Here is a 19028-nt window from a genome sequence, read left to right on the forward strand (position 1 = left end):
GTCCCCATGCGCCTTACGGTCCTGTCCGTTTTCATTGCACTGAGTGCACCCATGGCGGCGCAGTCCGCTCCCTGCGGGAACACAGGCGCTGGTTTTGAAGCCTGGAAGGCCGATTTTGCCAAGCAGGCGCGCAAAGCCGGAGTAAAGAAAAAAGGGCTGCAGGCTCTGGCGCAAACCCAATACGCCAAGCGAACCATCGCCGCGGATCGGGGGCAGAAAAGCTTCAAATATTCCCTCGACAAGTTCATGAAGGTTCGAGGGGCGGATACGATCGTGGCCCAGGGGCGCAAGCGCAAGGCGCGAAACCCGGAATTCTACGCGGCGCTGGAGCGTCAGTACGGTGTCCCGGCTGGCGTTCTGATTGCCATTCACGGCATGGAAACCGGGTTCGGAAACTTCATGGGCGACAGCCAGGTTGTTTCCGCAATCACAACATTGGCCTACGATTGTCGCCGGTCCGACTTCTTTGTTCCCCATGCCATCGGAGCGCTGAAACTGGTCGATCAGGGGGCGATCACGGTGGCAACAAAAGGGGCAAAACATGGCGAGTTGGGCCACACCCAGTTTCTGCCCGGCAATGCTCTGACCTATGGCGTGGACGCCACGGGTGACGGGCGCGTAGACTTCTACAACATGACGGATGCGTTGGCCTCAACCGCAAATTTTCTTCGGCAGAAAGGGTGGAAACCCGGCCGGGGCTATCAACCCGGCGAACCGAATTTTGCGGTGATCCAACAATGGAACGCCGCATCGGTTTACCAAAAATCAATTGCGATCATGGCCGCTAGAATCGACAACTGAGGCTTTGTCGGCAACCTGACCGCCGCACTCAATTCCGCCACATTGCTGCCACAGTGTCAGGCGGAACGCTCTAATTTCTTGGTTTCCAAAGCGTAATCAATCGTCGCAAAAATTCATTTTTTTGCAATATGGTCAAAATTTGACCCTCATCACCAACTAGAGTGTTGGTTCAGTATTCGTACGGCAGAGGGCAAGACTGTGACCACGAAGCACAGATACCACGGTGGCCTGCAATTCAACGGCGACACGAACGGCGCGTTGGAGCGGTTCGGCCATATCGTGGTGGCAACTCTTGAGGACTACGGGCATCTTGTGGAACGCAAGACCCTGCTGAGCCAGACCGAGGCAACCATCGTGTCCAGCCAGTACCTTGTCCGTTTGACCCTCGAGTCCGAACCCAGAGAGACCAGCGACCGCTATGGGCGTCTGGACCGTACGGTTGGCCTGAAGACCATGGTGCGCCCATCGGCGGCACGACCGCGCAACCGATTGGTGATCTCGGTCTCGCCTGTTTCCGGCCTGATGGATGACCCCGAGATTTCCGAGTTGATGCTTGTCGTCATGCTGTATCGGATGGTCGACATCTGCTCGACGCAACGAGTGGAATGGCTATCGCCGAAAACCGTTTTGACGATTGAACAGTTCATGGGCGCGTTTGACTCGTTGATGCCACGCAAGCAGCGGAACCGCCGCGAGGCGTTCGAGGCGGTCAGCGGACCCTTCGCGGGCCATGAGCCCGCTGCAACTGATGACCATGAAGCCGTCAAATCACCGGCAAAGCCGCCGCGCCCGATTCAATTGACCGATGAGCAATTGCTCAGCATCGCCTTCCGTTCCGACGAGGCCGACGCACCCGTTTCCGACGCACCGGCCGCGAGGGATGGCGATGAAGACCGGCCCAGTGACGCGTTGCGACTGACCAGCTGGGCCCTCACCGGTGCCGTTGCCAGCCTGTCGGCGCCGATCGCTCTGTCGATGGCCGCTGTGAACCTCATCCGGGGCGAGGACTTTCGTCTGAACACTCAGGTCCTGGCCTATACGGTCGCCATCGTATCGCTGAACTCAAGTGGTGCGTTTGCCGATGTCGCCAATGCGATCGGACTGTAACTGAATTACCAGAAGACCCTCCTTGGAGGCCCCGCCATCAGGCGGGGTTTTCCATTTCTGGCAGGTGCTCGACCGGCACGACATAGGTGTGAATCGAGAACACCACGGCCCGTGTCTCGGGCAACCGCAAAAGCGTTTGCCGCTCGCTGCGCAGATACCGGGTGGTACCACGGTCCCGGATCTCGCGCGGGGCGCTGGCGCTGCGGGGCTGGTGCAGTTCGGGGTCGTCATACCACAGCGCGTTGAACCGCCACAAAGGCCGGCCGACCTGAATCCCGTCGAACAGGCGCTGAACCCGGCGCGCGATGTTGGGATCATAGCTGTCGACCGGCGCGTGAATTTCGATCAGTGGTCGCATGAATTTCTCGGACAGACGCCAGCTGGCGGGAAAGCACAGGATGGCCCCGGTCAGCACATGCTCGTCGCCCTGTTTCTGCAGGATGCAGAAATCCTCCTGCGCCAGCAGGCAAAGCGTATCCAAAGGATTGTCGCGGTCAATCGGCACGGCGGCCCCATCCGGGCGCTGCGCGGTGTCGGCCGCCTCGGGATAGACCTGCGCCAGAACCAGATCCAGCAGCTCGACGGCGGCCGGGTGCGCCTGCGCGTCCAGCGCCAGAACGTCGTCCCGGCGGGATTCAAGCAGGTGCTGGCGGTGGCGCATCTGCGCGGCGAAGGCATCATCGCGATGCAGCCAGTCCTCCATAGTGGTCGGCGCGATGCCCGGCAGCGGACGCTGTTGGGTCGGATCGTAGGGCAGAGTCTGTTGCAGAATGGCTGTCATGGCCTTGGGTTAGCACTCGAAACAGGCCTTGTCGGTCAAAAAGCGACTGGCAAATCGTCGCAATTCACCCAGACGGCGCCGCCCTGCCCCGTCAGGCTGAACCGGCATGCAGGGAGGCGCGCCGTGAACCACCACTACCGAGACACCCGCAAGATCGACCCCAGCCGCGGCGCGACGCTGGGCGACGGCACGCCGAACGACAATGACCGGATCGAGATCGGCCCCACCCAACTTGCATTCAGCGAATGGGCCGCCGCTGGGCTGCAACTGCCCAACCTGGACCGGATGCGCGAATATCGCTGGAAACGGCTGACCCAGGCGATCGTCGACCGGGGCTATGGCGGGCTTTTGATGTTCGACCCGCTCAACATTCGCTATGCGACCGACAGCACCAACATGCAGCTGTGGAACACGCACAACCCGTTCCGTGCGGTGCTGCTATGCGCCGATGGCTACATGGTGATCTGGGACTACAAGAACTCGCCCTTCCTGTCGAAATTCAACCCGCTGGTGCGCGAGCAGCGCTCGGGCGCGGACCTGTTCTATTTCGACCGGGGCGACAAGGTGGATGTACAGGCGGACGTGTTCGCCAACGAGGTGCGCGTGCTGATGCAGGACCACGCCCCCGGCCACACCCGGCTGGCGGTGGACAAGATCATGCTGCACGGCCTCCGCGCGCTCGAGGCGCAGGGCTTCGAGATCATGGAGGGCGAGGAGGTCACCGAAAAGACCCGTGCCATCAAGGGCCTTGACGAGATTCTGGCCATGCGCTGCGCCAGCCACGCCTGCGAGACCGCCGTGGCCGAGATGGAAAAATTCGCCCGCGCCCATGTGGGCGACGGCAAGACCTCCGAGGATGACATCTGGGCCGTTCTGCACGCCGAGAACATCAAGCGCGGCGGCGAGTGGATCGAAACCCGCCTGCTGGCCTCAGGCCAGCGCACCAACCCGTGGTTTCAGGAATGCGGGCCGCGGATTACTCAGAAGAACGAGATCATCGCCTTTGATACCGATCTGATCGGCAGCTACGGCATCTGCGTCGACATCTCGCGCACCTGGTGGATCGGGGATGAAAAGCCGCGCCCCGACATGGTCTATGCCATGCAGCACGCGCATGAGCACATCATGACCAACATGGAGATGCTGAAGCCCGGTGTGATGATCCCCGACCTGACCGCCAACTGCCACAGACTGGACGACAAGTTTCAGGCGCAGAAATACGGCTGCCTGATGCATGGTGTCGGGCTGTGTGATGAATGGCCGCTGGTGGCCTACCCCGACAAGGCAGTGCCAGGCTCATATGATTATCCGCTGGAACCCGGCATGGTGTTGTGCGTCGAGGCCGCCGTGGGCGAAGTGGGCGGCGACTTCTCGATCAAGCTGGAAGATCAGGTTCTGATTACCGAAGACGGCTTTGAGAACCTGACCCGCTATCCGTTCGATTCCGCGCTTATGGGGCTCGACTAGGCCTCAATCCGCCCAGTGAGAGCGACGCACATTTCCGTGCCAATCCTCAAGCACCGGCTCTGCCGATGCGCCTGGCGAAAACGTGTCTTGGGGCCAGTGCAGTCCGGCGGCAAATCCGATGGCCGTGGCCAGAAAGACGGCAACCGCCGTACCGACCTGTGCAACTTCGAAATGCGCCACGTTTGTCGAATGTGTCATCTCCGCGCTCCTTGATCCTTTGTTTCGGTTAGGCCGAACATGGGAGCTTCTGAATCATTATTAAAACGAATTGTTGTTCGCTTAGACTTCACAAATTGTGATCTACGTCTGACAAAGGGCGCCTCACGATCACCGCCTGCGCCCTCACCTTCCCGTGACGGTCCTGTCACAAGGGTTGAGACTGCACTGCCTTATTCACAGTATTGCGCTTAGCATCACAGCCTGAGGACCCTACATGCCCACAGAACGCGTCACATTTTCCGGTCACGATGGTGGCAAGCTGGCTGCTCGGCTGGATCTCCCCGATGGGCCGGTGCTGGCAACTGCGTTGTTTGCGCATTGCTTTACCTGCTCCAAGGACATTCCCGCGGCCCGGCGCGTCAGCGCGCGGCTGGCCGCGATGGGATTTGCCGTTCTACGGTTCGACTTCACCGGGCTGGGCCATTCCGAAGGCGAGTTCGCCAACACGACTTTCACTTCGAACGTTGAGGATCTGATCGCCGCTGCGCAGTTTCTTGCGGGCCGGAACATGGCGCCCGACCTGCTTGTCGGGCATTCTTTGGGCGGGGCCGCGGTCTTGCGGGCGCGGGCCGGAATCCCATCTGTCAAGGCGGTGGTTGCGATCGGCGCCCCGGCCGACCCCGGCCATGTGGCCCATCACTTTGAAGACGCGCGGGGCCAGATCGAACAGGATGGCAGCGCCGAAGTTTTGCTGGGTGGGCGCCCCATCCGCATCGGTCGAGAGTTTGTGCGCGACATCTCTGAATCCAAACTGACGCCCTCGATTGCCGAGTTGAAGGCCGCGCTGCTGATCCTGCATGCGCCGCGCGACGAAACCGTAAGCATCGACAATGCCAGCACGATCTTTCTGACCGCCAAGCACCCCAAAAGCTTTGTCACGCTGGACGACGCAGACCACCTGATCACCCGTTCAAAGGATGCAGAATACGCCGCTGACGTCATCGCCGCATGGGTATCGCGCTATGTGCCGCTGTCGCCGCCCGCCCCGCCGCCGGGCGCCCCCGAAGGCGTTGTGCGCGTGACCGAGGTGGACCCGGGCGGTTTTCTTCAGGACATTCAATCAGGTCCAAGCCATCATGCCGTGGCCGATGAGCCGGCCTCTTACGGCGGGACCGATCGCGGCATGTCGCCTTATGGCTTCGTTTCCGCCGGGCTTGGGGCGTGCACTTCGATGACGATCCGCATGTATGCGCGACGCAAGCAATGGCCCCTGACCGGGATCAGCGTGGATGTCTGTCACAACAAGGTGCACGCGCAGGACGCGGGGCTGGCGGGGGATGGAAAGATCGACCAGTTCCGCCGCAAGATCCGACTGGACGGACCGCTGGACAACGCCCAGCGGACCAAACTTCTTGAAATCGCCGACAAATGCCCCGTGCACCGCACGCTTGAGAATTCGGCACATATCACCACCGAACTACTGCCGCCGGAACCTGTTGCGGCTCCGGCGTGAACCGATACCGGTTCCGGACGACCTATCGCCGAGGCGCAGGCCTGTGGATCGGGGGCCGTGCCGCTGGTGGGCGGGCCACGGGCGGTCGAGGACGCGCCGGCGGCTTGGCGATCGGAGGTTTCGGCCGCGCAGGCGGTTTCGCAATTGGCGGCTTGGGTTTGGGCGGCGGTTTTCCACCCGGCGGTTTACCCGGCGGCGGTGGGCGGTCCACGTCAATGTCGACATTCACGTTGCGGTAATAGTCGTTCCACAGCATCGAGTCATAGAACGGGTCATATCCGTATCCTACACCGACCGTGACGCCTTCACAGCCCGAGAGGGTGAATCCCCCGGCCCCAAGCCCCAGAACGATGACGGATCGCTTCAAAAAGGTTCCTGCCATTTTCACGCCCTCACTGCACTGACCGGAATGACGCGAAGATGGCATTCAGATCCTCGACATAGCCAGGATCTGCACCGTCGCGCAGGATGGTCACCACAACCGCAACACGGTTTCGCGGCAGGTCGATCACCGTCGCGGTGAAGTTGATCCCGCGCCCGTCACGGGTGCCGGTGCCGCGAATGACCCGGGCCGGCAAACCGCCGATGCGCATGTTCGCATCACTTGTCACCTCTGGGTTTTTCACCAGAAACTTGTCGACATCCTGCAAGTAACGGACCCCGTCCTCGATGCTGGCAACGCCGAACGGCGAAACGAACCCGATCCAGACCGAGTCATCTGTGACCGGGCGCGCAGCCATCACCCGGCTTACGGACCGGGTATCGCCCAGTTGTGTATCCTCAAGATCGCGTGGGCCGCCCGTGCGCAGCATCCAGAAATCCGGGACATCGAACTGAAACAGCGCACGCCCCCCTTCGGTGTAGGTGACCGGCGTATCGCTCAGCCCCGCACCCGCCATCCCGACCCAAAAAGCCGCGCCGATGGCAAAAAGGTTTCTCTTAAACAAGCTGATATCTCTATTTGTTGGTGTCATCGTCCCAAGGATGAGCGATGCAACCCGCGCTTGTCTAGTTTTTAAAGAGTTTTGCTCAGGGGCCCGCCTGACCTGTATTGCCGCCTAGTCTGCATATACGCCGACTGTCGCATCGCCGGGCTCTCCCACAAATCGGATCCGCTTACCGTCCGACTGGACATCGTAACAGGCCCAAAAGTCAGACGGTGGCCAGATCGAACAATATCTGTCATCCCGCACGGCCCAGCGCCCCGAGCTGGGTCGACCCGAGAAATACTGCGTAGCCATAGACGGCTCGAAGACCTGTGTGGCTCCGTTGTCATAAGCCAGCGTCCGGCCTGACAAGGCGTCGAGAATCTGCGCGCCCGTCAGCGGTTGGAGCGTGTCGGCCGCCAGAATTTCGGGCCAAACCAACAAAATCAGGGCAAACCGTCTCATCCCGCGTCTCCTGCCTTGTCCCAACGGTCCGGCGAGTCTATCACCCGCGCCAACACCCATTGCCAACCGAAAAAGGTGCCGCCGCCCATGATTCCCCGCTATTCCCGCCCCGAAATGGTTGCCGTCTGGTCGCCCGAGACCAAGTTCCGCATCTGGTACGAGATCGAGGCCCATGCCTGCGACGCGATGGCCGATCTGGGCGTCATCCCGCGCGAAAACGCCGAGGCCGTCTGGAAGGCCAAGGACGTGGAATTCGACGTGGCCCGCATCGACGAGATCGAGGCCGTGACCAAGCATGACGTCATCGCCTTTCTGACCCATCTGGCCGAGCATGTCGGCAGCGATGAGGCCCGCTTTGTCCACCAGGGCATGACCAGCTCGGACGTGCTGGATACCTGCTTCAACGTGCAACTGACCCGCGCCGCCGACATCCTGATCGCCGATCTCGAAGGCTTGCTGGCCGCGCTCAAGCGCCGCGCCTACGAGCACAAGGACACTGTCCGCATCGGCCGCAGCCACGGCATTCATGCCGAACCCACCACCATGGGCCTGACCTTCGCGCGCTTCTACGCCGAGATGGACCGCAACCTGTCGCGGATGCGCGACGCCCGCGCCGAGATCGCCACCGGCGCCATCAGCGGCGCGGTCGGCACCTTCGCCAATATCGACCCCCGCGTCGAAGAGCATGTCTGCGAAAAGCTGGGCCTGGTGCCCGAGCCGATCAGCACGCAGGTCATCCCGCGCGATCGCCACGCGGCCTTCTTTGCCACGCTGGGCGTGATCGCCAGCAGCATCGAGAACATCGCGATCGAAATCCGCCACATGCAGCGCACCGAGGTTCTGGAGGCCGAGGAGTTCTTCTCGAAAGGCCAGAAGGGCTCGTCGGCGATGCCGCACAAGCGCAACCCGGTGCTGACCGAGAACCTGACCGGCCTGGCCCGGTTGGTGCGCATGACCGTGATCCCGGCGATGGAGAACGTGGCCCTATGGCACGAGCGCGACATCAGCCACAGCTCGGTCGAGCGCAACATCGGCCCCGACGCCACCGTTACCCTGGATTTCGCCCTGTCGCGCCTGACCGGGGTGATCGACAAGCTGGTGGTCTATCCGGACAACATGCTGGCCAACATGAACAAGTTCCGCGGTCTGGTCATGAGCCAGCGCGTGCTGCTGGCCCTGACTCAGGCCGGCGTCAGCCGCGAGGACGCCTATCGCCTGGTGCAGCGCAACGCGATGAAGGTCTGGGAAGAAGGCAAGGACTTCAAAACCGAACTGCTGGCCGACCCGGATGTGACCGCAGCGCTGAGCAAGGAAGAGATCGAAGAAAAATTCGACCTTGGTTATCACACCAAACATGTCGACACGATCTTCGAGCGGGTGTTCGGCGAGTAACCCTCGACGCAGGAACGGCTTTTGCCGGGGCCCGGGTCGCGCTGCGCGATCCGGGCCCCTGTCTTTTGCGGAAACGTCCGAAATCGGCTATGCTGAATGGGCAATTTCCGTTCAAGGAGAGCCCACCATGATCCGCACGACACTCTGCGCACTGGCCCTTGCCCTGTCCGCCTCGTCCGCTTTCGCATGCCAAGGCCACAGCAAGCAATCGCAATCCTGTGCGCCCGGTACGACTTGGGATTCGGCCTCGGAAAGCTGCGTGAAAAACGCCAGCAGCTGATTTCTTGTCCTACTTGTGAATAAAAGCGAGCCATTGGCTGTTAGCTTTTTTGAAGAACGCACTATGCTTCTTGCGAGCAGCCCTTGGAACGGAGTAGGACAATGCGCCTTTTGATGGCCACGGCACTAGCCCTTCAGACCTTTGCCTTTGCCCCCGCGGTCAGTGCCGCCGGCGGTGACAGCAGCCCCCCAAAACCGACGAATACCACCAAGAAATGCCTGTTCGGCCGCGTCTATGACGAAGCAGCCGGCCGGTGCGTCAAACCGAACAAGACCAATTTCAGCGAAGAGCAATTGTATCAGGCCGTGCGCGAGCTTGCTTATGACGGCCAGTTCGAAAATGCGCAGAACGTGTTGCGGGTCATGGATCAAGACGATGATCGCGTTTTGACGTATTGGGGCTTCACCTACCGCAAAATGGGCGAAGCCGAGCTGGCCAACACCTATTACCAACGCGCAATCAAAACCAATCCTGACAACATTCTGGCCCGCAGCTACATGGGTCAGGGATATGTCACCGAAGGGAAAACCGAACTGGCCATCGCGCAATGGCGCGAGATCAAGGCACGCGGAGGCGAAGGCACCTGGGCCGAAGCGTCTCTGCGCGAGGCGATCCGCACGGGGCTGACTTACAGCTACTAGGTTCAGTCTTTCTTTACTCGACTCTCGCTAGTCTGCCTGCGGAACAAAAATTGACACCGCAGGCAGATGCAAGATTCACATGCTTTGGTACAGACCGCGCCGGGCAATTCTGATCCGGCCGAGAAACAGACGGATGACGCCCGTCGCGTCGTTCCTCGCCAACTCACGCCCGGCCAGAAGGCCGCCATCATCGTACGCCTGCTGTTGAACGAGGGGGCCGATCTTCCGTTGGAGGAGTTGCCCGACGAACTGCAGGAACGGCTGACCCTCCAACTGGGCCGGATGGGGCTGGTTGACCGCGTAACCCTCGCAGCGGTCGCGAAAGAATTCGCAGATGCGCTGGACAGCGTCGGACTTGCCTTTCCGCACGGCTTGGCCGGGGCGCTGGACGCGGTAAATGGCAAGATTACCCCGGCGACCGCCGCCCGGCTGCGCAAGGTCGCGGGTGTGCGCCAGGTCGGCGATCCATGGCTGCGCCTGCGTGACACCCCTGCCGAAGACCTTGCGCGTATGGCTCAGGCCGAAAGCACCGAAGTTGCAGCCGTCATGCTATCCAAGCTGGATACGGCGAAGGCAGCACAGTTGTTGGCGCAATTGCCCGGGCCGGTGGCCAGACGGATAACCTATGCCGTATCAAAAACCGCCAACGTGACGCCCGAGGCGGTGGAGCGGATCGGCTGGTCCCTGGCCGCGCAACTCGATCAACGCCCAGTTCCGGCCTTCACCGATTCACCCGACACGCGCGTCGGGGCGATCTTGAACCAATCCCCCCCATCCACGCGTGACGGGCTGCTGGACGCGCTCAATGCGGAGGATTCTGAGTTCGCCAGCGCCGTTCGAAAGTCCATCTTCACCTTTGCGCACATCGCCACGCGCATTGCTGCACGGGATGTGCCGGCCATCCTGCGCGAAGTCGATCAGCCAATTCTGATAGCCGCTCTGGCTGGCGCCAGAACCGAGGATGACAAGGCCTCGGTCGACCATCTGCTGTCCAACATATCCGCACGGATGGCCGACAACCTGCGCGAGGAAATTGCTGAACGCGGCAAGGTCAAGCAGGCCGAAGCAGAGGAGGCCATGACCCAGATTGTCAGTGCGATCCGCACACTCGTGGACGCCGGCACAATAGCCCTTGTCGAAGCGGATGCCGACGGCAACGACGACTAAGGGCTGGTCGTCGTCGGCTCGGATGCCGCGGAACCAGGGCTCGGGACAATGCTTGTGGTTGTTGCGCGCCGGCTGTATGTCTGAATCCGCAATTCACAACACCCGGTGAGATCCCCCGATGCCCGTCGAAAAGTCGGAACTGAGCCGTTTTGAGCTTGGTCAATACTATGTCGCCAACCTGTTCCTGAAAGGCATGATCGGCGCAATGCGTCTTTTGCCCTATGAACGGCGCATTTCGACGATGGGGGCGATCGTGCGCGGGTTGGCCCCGGCGGTCGGGTTCACCAAACGTGTGCGAAGCAACCTGAAACTGACCTGCCCTGACCTGCCTGAAACCGAAGTCAAACGCATTTGCCGTGCAGTGCCCGACAACGCGGGCCGCGCGATCATGGAACACTTCTCGCCCGAGGATTTCACCGAACGGCAGAAGAACGCAAAAATATCAGGTTCAGGAATCGCCGCCTTTGAACAAGCGGTGGCCAACGGGCGGCCGGTGATGATGATCACCGCACATTTCGGCCACTACCTTGCTGCGCGGATCGCATTGCAGGCGCGCAGCGGCAAGCCGATTGGTTGCCTGTACCGCCGCATGGCCAATCCGTATTTCAACGAGATGTATGTCGACGCCTTCCACAAAACCGGCGAGCCGATGTTCGAACAAGGCCGGCGCGGCATGGTGGAAATGGTTCGGTCCCTCAAGAAGGGCGGCATCATCGCCATCGTATCTGACCTGCACGCCCATGGCGGTGAAGAGCTGACGTTTTTTGGCAAACCCGCAGTCACGTCGGTTTTGAACGCGGAATTGGCCATGAAATACGATGCCGTTCTCATTCCTTGCTATGCGGTGCGCCAAGCCAACGGTATCGATTTCGAGATCGTTTTGCATGATCCGGTGCCGCATACGGACCCCAAGACCATGACCCAGTTCATCAACGATGACCTGGAAGGCATGGTGCGGAAACACATGGGCCAATGGTTCTGGATTCACAGACGGTGGAAAGCCTGGAATGGGCTGGGTGTTCAGCCTCAGGACATGCCCTGAGCCGCCGTCTATTTTACCCTTGTTGAGGCGATGATCGGGCCATTGCCGGTACCCTGAATCAGAACCACCGCAGGCAGGTCCGAAGACAGTTCGATCTGAAAATCCTGTTCAGCCGACCCGTTCCATCGGCCCGCATTGTGCCATTCCTCAACGACATTCGCGTAGTCCAGATCGTGTCCGGCCAGCTCGCCCCGTCGAATCGACGCGTGGCGCAAGGGCGTGTATTGCACGACCACCACGTCATAGTTTTTCGCAGCGGCGAGATCGACCGGAGCAACGCGGACCGTTACCATGTTCCCGGACCTCTGCGCCGAAACCGACGCGGTGGGCGCGGCGGTCAAATGCGCGTCGATCAATCGGTTCAAATCGCGGGTTTTGGCACCGACGACATCCTGCTGTCCATTGATCACCATCTGAGGGGTATAGATCATCGAACGGCCGCCGCGCCGCGCATACGCTCGTTGACGGTCCGTATGCGCCGGATCGGCATACTCGTCCTTCCAACCGATGTAGTCCCAATAGTCCACGTGCAGCGCCAAGCCGATCACGTCGTCGCGCTTGGCGAGATCGTGCATGATCGCATCTGCCGGCGGGCAGGACGAACACCCCTGCGAGGTAAACAATTCGACCACCACTGGGCTGTCCGCCCAGGCCGAAGACGCCGACAGGAATACGGACGCAAGAACTGTGGTCAGGGCTGATCTTTTCATTTCACTCTCGGTTTGAAGGGCCTGCAAGCACCGGTGTACTCCGCCACCGGATCAAGCGCCAATCAAGGTTTCTTGAGACAGGTTTCGGCGGCAATCCGCAAAAATGTGTGCAATGGTATACAAAAATTGCCGCACCCGCCCTGTTGGACCTTGAACCGCAGGCCATGGTGATGCAGATACCGCTCAGCGAATCCCAATTCCACGTCATTTGAGAGGGAGGCCACAGATGCCCATCAAAGTCGGACAGGATACCGCCAAGACACGCCGCAGCCTGAGCGTGAATGGCAAGTCCATCTCATATTACTCGATCCCCGCCGCGCAAGAGGCCGGCCTGGGCGATTTCTCCAAGCTTCCCGCCGCGCTGAAAGTGGTGCTGGAAAACATGCTGCGGTTCGAGGACGGCGGTTTTTCGGTCTCGGTCGATGACATCAAGGCCTTTGCCGAATGGGGTGCCAACAACGGGAAGAACCCGCGCGAGATCGCTTACCGCCCAGCCCGCGTGCTGATGCAGGACTTCACCGGCGTTCCGGCCGTTGTCGACCTGGCCGCGATGCGCGACGGCATCAAGGCGCTGGGTGGCGATCCGCAGAAGATCAACCCGCTGAACCCCGTCGATCTGGTCATCGACCACTCGGTCATGATCGATGAATTCGGCAACCCGCGCGCCTTCCAGATGAACGTGGACCGCGAATATGAGCGCAACATGGAGCGCTACCAGTTCCTGAAATGGGGCCAGAGCGCGTTCAACAACTTCCGCGTGGTACCGCCGGGCACCGGCATCTGCCACCAGGTGAACCTGGAATACCTGGCCCAGACCGTCTGGACCGACACCGACCAGAACGGCGAAGAAGTCGCATATCCCGACACGCTGGTCGGCACCGACAGCCACACCACCATGGTCAACGGCATGGCCGTTCTGGGCTGGGGCGTTGGCGGGATCGAGGCCGAGGCCGCGATGCTGGGTCAGCCGATCTCGATGCTGATCCCCGAAGTGATCGGGTTCGAACTGACCGGCGAGATGGTCGAAGGCACCACCGGAACCGACCTGGTTCTGAAGGTCGTCGAGATGCTGCGCGCCAAGGGCGTGGTGGGCAAGTTCGTTGAATTCTACGGCGAAGGCCTGGATCGTCTGCCGCTGGCCGACCGGGCAACCATCGCCAACATGGCGCCCGAATACGGCGCGACCTGCGGCTTCTTCCCCATCGACAACGAAACCCTGCGCTACCTGCGCAACACCGGCCGTGACGAGGACCGCATCGCGCTGGTCGAAGCCTATGCCAAGGAAAACGGGTTCTGGCGTGGGGCGGACTATGCTCCGGTCTACACCGACACGCTGTCCCTGGACATGAGCACGATCGTTCCCGCGATCTCGGGCCCCAAGCGTCCGCAGGACTATGTGCCGCTGACCAACGCCAAGGCCGCCTTCCGCCAGGAGATGGAAAACACTTTCAAGCGCCCGATGGGCAAAGAAGTGCCGGTCAAAGGCGAAGACTACACCATGGAATCGGGCAAGGTCGTGATCGCTTCGATTACGTCGTGCACCAACACCTCGAACCCCTATGTGATGATCGGTGCGGGCCTTGTCGCACGCAAGGCGGCGGCTTTGGGCCTGGACCGCAAACCGTGGGTCAAAACCTCGCTGGCGCCGGGATCGCAGGTCGTGTCCGCATATCTTGAGGCCGCTGGCCTGCAGGAAGATCTGGACAAGGTCGGCTTCAACCTCGTTGGTTACGGCTGCACCACCTGCATCGGCAACTCGGGCCCGATCCAGAAAGAGATCTCGGAGGCCATCGCCGAGGGCGACCTGGTGGCGACCTCGGTCCTGTCGGGCAACCGCAACTTCGAAGGCCGGATCTCGCCGGACGTGCGCGCCAACTACCTGGCTTCGCCGCCGCTGGTGGTGGTTTATGCACTGGCCGGTACGCTGGACATCGACCTGACCTCGGAACCCATCGGTCAGGACAAGGACGGCAACGACGTCTACATGAAAGACATCTGGCCGACCCAGAAAGAGATCGCCGAACTGGTCGAGGCAACCGTAACCCGCGAGGCATTCCAGTCGAAATACGCCGATGTCTTCAAGGGCGACGAGAAATGGCAATCGGTCGAAACCACCGATGCCGAGACTTATGACTGGCCGCCTACGTCGACCTACATCCAGAACCCGCCCTACTTCCAGGGTATGGGGGCACAGCCGGGCACCATCTCGAACATCGAAGGCGCCAAGGTTCTGGCCGTTCTGGGCGACATGGTCACCACCGACCACATCTCCCCGGCTGGTTCGTTTGCAACCACCAGCCCCGCGGGCAAATACCTGCTGGAGCGCCAGGTGCAACCGCGCGAGTTCAACTCGTACGGATCGCGCCGGGGCAACCACGAGGTCATGATGCGCGGCACCTTCGCCAACATCCGCATCAAGAACGAGATGCTGGACGGCGTCGAGGGTGGTTACACCAAAGGCCCCGATGGTCAGCAGACCTCAATCTATGACGCATCGATGGCCTATCAGGCAGAAGGCACTCCGCTGGTCGTGATCGGCGGCGAGCAGTATGGCGCCGGTTCCTCGCGGGACTGGGCGGCCAAGGGCACCGCGCTGCTGGGCGTCAAAGCCGTGATCGCAGAAAGCTTCGAGCGTATCCACCGCTCGAACCTGGTGGGCATGGGCGTCATCCCGTTCGAGTTCACCGCCGGCGACAACCGCAAGACGCTGGGCTTGAAAGGCGACGAGACCTTCTCGATCCACGGTCTGGACACGATCCAGCCGCTGCAAGAGGTGCCCTGCACCATCACCTATGCGGACGGGATCGAGAAGACCATCACACTCAAGTGCCGCATCGATACCGCACCCGAGATCGAATACATCGAAAACGGCGGCGTGCTGCACTATGTGCTGCGGAACCTGGCCAAGGCCAGCTAAGCCGGTACAAAGCCAAGAACGCAAGGGCGCCCCAAACGGGCGCCCTTTTTCGTTTCACGTCTGGCCACTATCGCGTTGTGTTCCGTGCAGATAAGCGGTCTGCTGGGGGCATGGAAAAAGTTGCCTTGATAACTGGTGGTGCTCGCGGAATTGGCCGGGCCATCGCGGTTGATCTGGCCGTGGATCATCGCGTCGCCCTGACGTGGCACAGGACCGAACCGCAGCCCCTGCCCGATGACCGACCGGCCCTGACCCTGCAAAGCGATCTGACGCAAGAAGACCAGCCCGAAGACGTGGTGCGCCGCGTCATCGACAGATACGGCCGGCTGGATGTCATCATCAACAATGCCGGGCTGGTTCAGGCCACGCCGAAGGACCGGTTCAGCCAAAAGGACCACAGGGCCATTCTTGATCTAAACCTGCTGGTTCCGGCCGCGCTGCTGGCTGCCGCGTTGCCTCACCTGCAGCGGGGAGCGTCGATCGTCAATATCTCGTCAGTCAACGCCGAACTTCCGCCACGCGACGCCGCGACCTATGGGGCCAGCAAGGCCGCGCTGAACTTGTGGACCCGCGCCATGGCGAAAGAATTGGGTCCGGACGGCATTCGCGTCAACGCGGTGGCACCCGGAGCGATCAACATCCCCGAAGCCCCCAGGTCCGACGATCTGACCGACCTGTTCGTTCAGAACACAGCGCTGGGGCGTGTTGGGATACCCGAGGACATAGCGCGCGCAGTTCGCTTTCTAGCATCCGAAGACGCGTCCTTCATCACCGGAGAGGTGCTGACCGTCTCTGGCGGGTATCGCCTTTAACCCCGGCGTTACTGCGCGGCGGCTTTTTCCAATGCGGGTCGGATAGTGCTCTCGATCACGCGCTGGGTGATCGGGCCGGCAAACCGCAAGATGATCGTGCCGTCACCGTCGATCACGTAGGTCTCGGGCACGCCGTAGACGCCCCAGTCCAATCCCATGCGGCCATTTTCATCGCGCCCGATGGCGGCATAAGGATCACCCAGTTCGCTAAGGAAAGCGTCGGCGTTGGCCAGTTTGTCTTTGTAGTTGATGCCGTAGACCGGAATACCTTCCTGCGCCAGTTTCTCGAGGTTCGGATGCTCGGCGCGGCAGGGAGCACACCAGCTGGCCCAATAGTTCACCAGCTTGACCTGGCCGTCGCGCAGGGTTGCGTCGTCGAACCCCTGTTTGCCTGGAAACTCGGCCAGGACAACGGGCGGCGCGGGCTGGCCTTCGCGGGCCGAGGGCAGCGCGTTGGGGTCTTCGCGGAACATGCCGATGGCCGCCAGCACGGCGAAGGCACCGAAGATCAGCGGCGGAGCAATCATCAACGGCGAGATCTTAGCCATTGCGCGACATCCTCTGTTCGATCTTTTCCATCTCGGCCCGGACCTTGCGGCCACGCAGGATGCTGAAAACCACCAGCGCCACCAGCAGGGCGATCGAGGCCGCGTAGGAGGACAGAACCGTTTCGGCGTATTTTCCCAGATCAGGCATCATCCGTTTACCCTTTCCCGTGCCAGCAGCGCCTTGATGCGCCGCGCGCGGATTTCGGTGCCGGTTCGGTACAGGACCAGCGCGATGAACAGCAGCACGAAGCCGATGATGCAGGTCAGCAGCGGGTAGAAGAACACGTTGCTGACCTTCTCGGTGGTGTCCGTGCCGGTGATCGCACCTGCGCGCATCACCGATGCGCCCTGATGCAGGCCTTGGTTCCAGAAATTCACCGCATAGCGGCTGAGAATGGCAAAGACCGAGCCCACGATGCACAGGACCGAGGTCAGGTCCGCCGCCGTGTCGGGGTCTTCGATCGCCTCCCACAGGGCGATGTAGCCCAGATAGAACAGGAACAGGATCAGGAACGAGGTCAGGCGCGGATCCCAGGCCCACCAGGTGCCCCACATCGGCTGCCCCCAAATGGCGCCGGTGGCCAGCGCGATCAGGGTCATCACGATGCCGATCGGCGCTGCGGCGCGTGCGGCAAGGGCACTGACATGGTGCCGGCGCACCAGCCAGACCAGCGAGGTGACCAGCATCATCAGCCAGCAATTGATGGCCATCAGCGCCGATGGCACGTGTAGATAGATGATCTTGACGGTCGACCCCTGCTTGTAGTCATCCGGCGTGAAGAAGAACCCCCACACCAGCCCGACGACCAGAAACAGGGCCGAGCTGATCCAGAAGAACGGCAGGACCCGCTCGCTGGTGGCGAGGAACTTGCGCGGGTTGGCGTATTCCCACAGGGCGTTGGCTTTGGCTGCTATCGACATGGGCCTTATCTAGTCCGAGTCGGGGGCGTTCTCAATTGACATCGGTCAACGTGCCCCAATCATCTGAGGTTGATGCGCAGCACCGCCGCGCTGGCAAAAGGCAGAAGGGCGACCGTGGCGGCGGTGATCCCGGCCAGCATCAGCAGCGGGGTCTGGACCTCCATCCCGGTGGCACCACGGCGCGCGACCTCGGCCCCGAAGATCAGCGTGGGCACGTAAAGCGGCAGCACCAGCAGCGACAGCAGCAGGCCTCCGCGTTTGAGCCCAACGGTCAGGGCTGCGCCGAAAGTGCCGATCACGCTGAGCGCGGGCGTGCCGATCAGCAGCGAGACGACCAACCAGCCGAAACCGGGGCCGGGCAGGTTCAGCAGCACACCCAGCACCGGCGCGGCCAGCACCAGCGGCAGGCCGGTGGTTATCCAATGCGCCAACGCCTTGATCGTGACCACCGATTCCAGCGGCAGCGGCGCGGTGGCCAGCAGGTCGAGCGACCCGTCCTCCCAATCCAGTGCCAGCAGGCGATCGAGCGACAGCAGGCAGGCCAGCAATGCGCCCAGCCACAGCACCCCCGGCGCGATGGTCGCCAACAGCGAGGATTGCGGACCCACAGAAAACGGCACCAGAACGGTGACGATCAGGAAAAAGGCCAGACCCAGGCCGAACCCGCCCCCCGCGCGGAAGGACAGTTTCAGGTCACGCAACAGCAGGGCGATCACAGAAAGCCTCCGTCGAAGTCATCCAGCGCCTTGGGGCGCGCCTTGTTGAGGCCGACATCCAGGACCTCACCATCGAGGCCCAGGTCGATATGAGTGGCAATCAGGGCCGAGCCGCCCTGCCCCAGATGCGCCCGCACCGCATCGGCGAACATTGCCACGGCGGTCTTGTCCAGTGACACGGTGGGTTCGTCCAGCATCCAGATCGGTCGGCCGGTCACCAGCATCCGCGCCAGACCCAGCCGACGTTTCTGACCCGCAGACAGGTTGCCTGCGTGACGATCGGCCAGTTCGTTCAGGGCAAAGGCCTCCAGCGCGGGCTGGATGTCGCGCGTGCCAAAGACCGAGGCCCAGAAGGTCAGGTTCTCGGTCACGGTCAGGGTGGGTTTGAGTCCGTCGGAATGGGCGGCATAGGCGATCCGGTCCTCGGCCCCCTCGACCCGGCCCGAGAGCGGCAGTTGCAGACCGGCCAGCGTGCGCAAAAGGGTGGTCTTGCCGATCCCGTTCGGGCCGCGCAGGATCAGCGCCTTGCCCGGGGGCAGCGCGAAACTGAGGCCTTCGAGCACGGGCACGCCCCCTCGGGCGATGGCAAGGTCGGTCACGGTCAGAGTCATGAGACCCGCTTATCCGATTGGTTGCGGGGGAAAAAGGACGGATTTGCCGCAG

The 19028-nt window shown here is 61.7% G+C and carries 22 protein-coding genes; 11 read left to right on the plus strand and 11 right to left on the minus strand.

The genetic code is table 11. The features are described 5' to 3' along the window. Positions 1-6 precede the first annotated feature (6 nt). Together ACR0MM_RS04650 and ACR0MM_RS04655 are read left to right on the plus strand one after the other, a co-directional pair. Positions 7-801 (plus strand): lytic murein transglycosylase, encoded by a 795-nt coding sequence (locus ACR0MM_RS04650; protein ID WP_480694683.1) that lies wholly within the window; start codon positions 7-9, stop codon positions 799-801. Positions 802-999: 198 nt separating this feature from the next. After that, a complete protein-coding gene (locus tag ACR0MM_RS04655; RefSeq protein WP_480694685.1) occupies positions 1000-1908 on the plus strand; it encodes a hypothetical protein in 909 nt (302 codons plus the stop codon). Between the two features lie 37 nt (positions 1909-1945). Here the strand turns inward: ACR0MM_RS04655 and ACR0MM_RS04660 are convergent, their stop codons facing one another. Continuing rightward, entirely contained in the window at positions 1946-2689 is a 744-nt protein-coding gene (locus ACR0MM_RS04660) for a heme-dependent oxidative N-demethylase family protein (RefSeq protein ID WP_170458693.1), read from the minus strand. Between the two features lie 123 nt (positions 2690-2812). Here ACR0MM_RS04660 and dddP point away from each other — a divergent pair, with 123 nt between their 5' ends. Continuing rightward, the gene (gene dddP / locus ACR0MM_RS04665) at positions 2813-4156 is read left to right on the plus strand and encodes a dimethylsulfonioproprionate lyase DddP (RefSeq protein ID WP_480694688.1); all 1344 of its coding nucleotides are present in this window, start codon (positions 2813-2815) and stop codon (positions 4154-4156) included. Between the two features lie 3 nt (positions 4157-4159). Here dddP and ACR0MM_RS04670 read toward each other — a convergent pair whose 3' ends face one another. Continuing rightward, positions 4160-4354 (minus strand): hypothetical protein, encoded by a 195-nt coding sequence (locus ACR0MM_RS04670; protein WP_170338541.1) that lies wholly within the window; start codon positions 4352-4354, stop codon positions 4160-4162. Positions 4355-4589: 235 nt separating this feature from the next. Between ACR0MM_RS04670 and ACR0MM_RS04675 the strand changes: the two genes are divergently transcribed. Further along, positions 4590-5828 (plus strand): bifunctional alpha/beta hydrolase/OsmC family protein, encoded by a 1239-nt coding sequence (locus ACR0MM_RS04675; RefSeq protein WP_480694690.1) that lies wholly within the window; start codon positions 4590-4592, stop codon positions 5826-5828. Between the two features lie 22 nt (positions 5829-5850). On the opposite strand, the gene ACR0MM_RS04680 is transcribed toward ACR0MM_RS04675, so the two are convergent. The 3 genes from ACR0MM_RS04680 to ACR0MM_RS04690 form a co-directional block, all read right to left on the minus strand. Then, positions 5851-6210, minus strand: coding sequence for a hypothetical protein (locus tag ACR0MM_RS04680; protein WP_170338034.1), 360 nt, complete (start codon positions 6208-6210; stop codon positions 5851-5853). Between the two features lie 10 nt (positions 6211-6220). Next, complete coding sequence (locus ACR0MM_RS04685; RefSeq protein ID WP_254440788.1) at positions 6221-6775, minus strand: hypothetical protein; 555 nt, start codon at positions 6773-6775, stop codon at positions 6221-6223. Positions 6776-6886: 111 nt separating this feature from the next. Further along, positions 6887-7219 carry a hypothetical protein gene (locus ACR0MM_RS04690; RefSeq protein WP_480694693.1) on the minus strand — a complete coding sequence of 111 codons (333 nt, stop codon included), beginning with the start codon at positions 7217-7219 and terminating at the stop codon, positions 6887-6889. An 87-nt stretch (positions 7220-7306) separates the two neighbouring features. Between ACR0MM_RS04690 and purB the strand changes: the two genes are divergently transcribed. The 5 genes from purB (at position 7307) to ACR0MM_RS04715 (ending at position 11741) form a co-directional block, all read left to right on the plus strand. Further along, entirely contained in the window at positions 7307-8611 is a 1305-nt protein-coding gene (purB, locus tag ACR0MM_RS04695; protein WP_170338031.1) for an adenylosuccinate lyase, read from the plus strand. 127 nt (positions 8612-8738) lie between these two features. Then, a complete protein-coding gene (locus tag ACR0MM_RS04700) occupies positions 8739-8891 on the plus strand; it encodes an adenylosuccinate lyase (protein ID WP_141138470.1) in 153 nt (50 codons plus the stop codon). A gap of 101 nt (positions 8892-8992) precedes the next feature. Beyond that, positions 8993-9532 carry a tetratricopeptide repeat protein gene (locus tag ACR0MM_RS04705; RefSeq protein ID WP_170338029.1) on the plus strand — a complete coding sequence of 180 codons (540 nt, stop codon included), beginning with the start codon at positions 8993-8995 and terminating at the stop codon, positions 9530-9532. 66 nt (positions 9533-9598) lie between these two features. Next, positions 9599-10699, plus strand: coding sequence for a flagellar motor switch protein FliG (locus ACR0MM_RS04710; protein ID WP_480694695.1), 1101 nt, complete (start codon positions 9599-9601; stop codon positions 10697-10699). Between the two features lie 118 nt (positions 10700-10817). Then, positions 10818-11741 carry a lysophospholipid acyltransferase family protein gene (locus ACR0MM_RS04715; RefSeq protein WP_480694697.1) on the plus strand — a complete coding sequence of 308 codons (924 nt, stop codon included), beginning with the start codon at positions 10818-10820 and terminating at the stop codon, positions 11739-11741. Between the two features lie 8 nt (positions 11742-11749). On the opposite strand, the gene ACR0MM_RS04720 is transcribed toward ACR0MM_RS04715, so the two are convergent. Next, positions 11750-12451: a DUF1223 domain-containing protein gene (locus ACR0MM_RS04720; protein ID WP_480694699.1), complete on the minus strand. Its 702-nt coding sequence runs from the start codon at positions 12449-12451 to the stop codon at positions 11750-11752. Between the two features lie 226 nt (positions 12452-12677). Here ACR0MM_RS04720 and acnA point away from each other — a divergent pair, with 226 nt between their 5' ends. Together acnA and ACR0MM_RS04730 are read left to right on the plus strand one after the other, a co-directional pair. Next, complete coding sequence (acnA, locus tag ACR0MM_RS04725) at positions 12678-15368, plus strand: aconitate hydratase AcnA (RefSeq protein ID WP_480694701.1); 2691 nt, start codon at positions 12678-12680, stop codon at positions 15366-15368. Positions 15369-15478: 110 nt separating this feature from the next. Then, entirely contained in the window at positions 15479-16180 is a 702-nt protein-coding gene (locus ACR0MM_RS04730; RefSeq protein ID WP_480694703.1) for an SDR family NAD(P)-dependent oxidoreductase, read from the plus strand. 8 nt (positions 16181-16188) lie between these two features. On the opposite strand, the gene ACR0MM_RS04735 is transcribed toward ACR0MM_RS04730, so the two are convergent. From ACR0MM_RS04735 to ccmA, 5 genes are read right to left on the minus strand one after another with little or no spacing between them, the layout of a single operon-like run. Beyond that, positions 16189-16728, minus strand: coding sequence for a DsbE family thiol:disulfide interchange protein (locus ACR0MM_RS04735; protein ID WP_170338525.1), 540 nt, complete (start codon positions 16726-16728; stop codon positions 16189-16191). Beyond that, positions 16721-16879, minus strand: a complete 159-nt coding sequence (gene ccmD, locus ACR0MM_RS04740; RefSeq protein ID WP_170338523.1) for a heme exporter protein CcmD — start codon at positions 16877-16879, stop codon at positions 16721-16723. Before ccmD ends, ACR0MM_RS04735 begins: the two co-directional genes overlap by 8 nt. Next, positions 16876-17649, minus strand: coding sequence for a heme ABC transporter permease (locus tag ACR0MM_RS04745; RefSeq protein ID WP_005982368.1), 774 nt, complete (start codon positions 17647-17649; stop codon positions 16876-16878). The genes ccmD and ACR0MM_RS04745 overlap by 4 nt, the downstream gene beginning before the upstream one ends. A gap of 59 nt (positions 17650-17708) precedes the next feature. Then, positions 17709-18365 carry a heme exporter protein CcmB gene (gene ccmB, locus ACR0MM_RS04750; protein ID WP_093962439.1) on the minus strand — a complete coding sequence of 219 codons (657 nt, stop codon included), beginning with the start codon at positions 18363-18365 and terminating at the stop codon, positions 17709-17711. After that, positions 18362-18976 (minus strand): heme ABC exporter ATP-binding protein CcmA, encoded by a 615-nt coding sequence (gene ccmA, locus ACR0MM_RS04755; protein ID WP_480694706.1) that lies wholly within the window; start codon positions 18974-18976, stop codon positions 18362-18364. The genes ccmB and ccmA overlap by 4 nt, the downstream gene beginning before the upstream one ends. Between the last annotated feature and the right edge of the window lie 52 nt (positions 18977-19028).

Source organism: Ruegeria sp. BC6, assembly GCF_056539185.1.

Excerpts from the sequence above, each read along its gene's own strand:
- ACR0MM_RS04650 (WP_480694683.1), top strand. The coding sequence starts at position 7 with ATGCGCCTTACGGTCCTGTCCGTTTTCATTGCACTGAGTGCACCCATG.
- ACR0MM_RS04660 (WP_170458693.1), bottom strand. The coding sequence starts at position 2,689 with ATGACAGCCATTCTGCAACAGACTCTGCCCTACGATCCGACCCAACAG.
- ACR0MM_RS04670 (WP_170338541.1), bottom strand. The coding sequence starts at position 4,354 with ATGACACATTCGACAAACGTGGCGCATTTCGAAGTTGCACAGGTCGGT.
- ACR0MM_RS04675 (WP_480694690.1), top strand. The coding sequence starts at position 4,590 with ATGCCCACAGAACGCGTCACATTTTCCGGTCACGATGGTGGCAAGCTG.
- ACR0MM_RS04680 (WP_170338034.1), bottom strand. The coding sequence starts at position 6,210 with ATGGCAGGAACCTTTTTGAAGCGATCCGTCATCGTTCTGGGGCTTGGG.
- ACR0MM_RS04690 (WP_480694693.1), bottom strand. The coding sequence starts at position 7,219 with ATGAGACGGTTTGCCCTGATTTTGTTGGTTTGGCCCGAAATTCTGGCG.
- purB (WP_170338031.1), top strand. The coding sequence starts at position 7,307 with ATGATTCCCCGCTATTCCCGCCCCGAAATGGTTGCCGTCTGGTCGCCC.
- ACR0MM_RS04700 (WP_141138470.1), top strand. The coding sequence starts at position 8,739 with ATGATCCGCACGACACTCTGCGCACTGGCCCTTGCCCTGTCCGCCTCG.
- ACR0MM_RS04705 (WP_170338029.1), top strand. The coding sequence starts at position 8,993 with ATGCGCCTTTTGATGGCCACGGCACTAGCCCTTCAGACCTTTGCCTTT.
- ACR0MM_RS04710 (WP_480694695.1), top strand. The coding sequence starts at position 9,599 with ATGCAAGATTCACATGCTTTGGTACAGACCGCGCCGGGCAATTCTGAT.
- ACR0MM_RS04715 (WP_480694697.1), top strand. The coding sequence starts at position 10,818 with ATGCCCGTCGAAAAGTCGGAACTGAGCCGTTTTGAGCTTGGTCAATAC.
- ACR0MM_RS04720 (WP_480694699.1), bottom strand. The coding sequence starts at position 12,451 with ATGAAAAGATCAGCCCTGACCACAGTTCTTGCGTCCGTATTCCTGTCG.
- acnA (WP_480694701.1), top strand. The coding sequence starts at position 12,678 with ATGCCCATCAAAGTCGGACAGGATACCGCCAAGACACGCCGCAGCCTG.
- ACR0MM_RS04730 (WP_480694703.1), top strand. The coding sequence starts at position 15,479 with ATGGAAAAAGTTGCCTTGATAACTGGTGGTGCTCGCGGAATTGGCCGG.
- ACR0MM_RS04735 (WP_170338525.1), bottom strand. The coding sequence starts at position 16,728 with ATGGCTAAGATCTCGCCGTTGATGATTGCTCCGCCGCTGATCTTCGGT.
- ccmD (WP_170338523.1), bottom strand. The coding sequence starts at position 16,879 with ATGATGCCTGATCTGGGAAAATACGCCGAAACGGTTCTGTCCTCCTAC.
- ACR0MM_RS04745 (WP_005982368.1), bottom strand. The coding sequence starts at position 17,649 with ATGTCGATAGCAGCCAAAGCCAACGCCCTGTGGGAATACGCCAACCCG.
- ccmA (WP_480694706.1), bottom strand. The coding sequence starts at position 18,976 with ATGACTCTGACCGTGACCGACCTTGCCATCGCCCGAGGGGGCGTGCCC.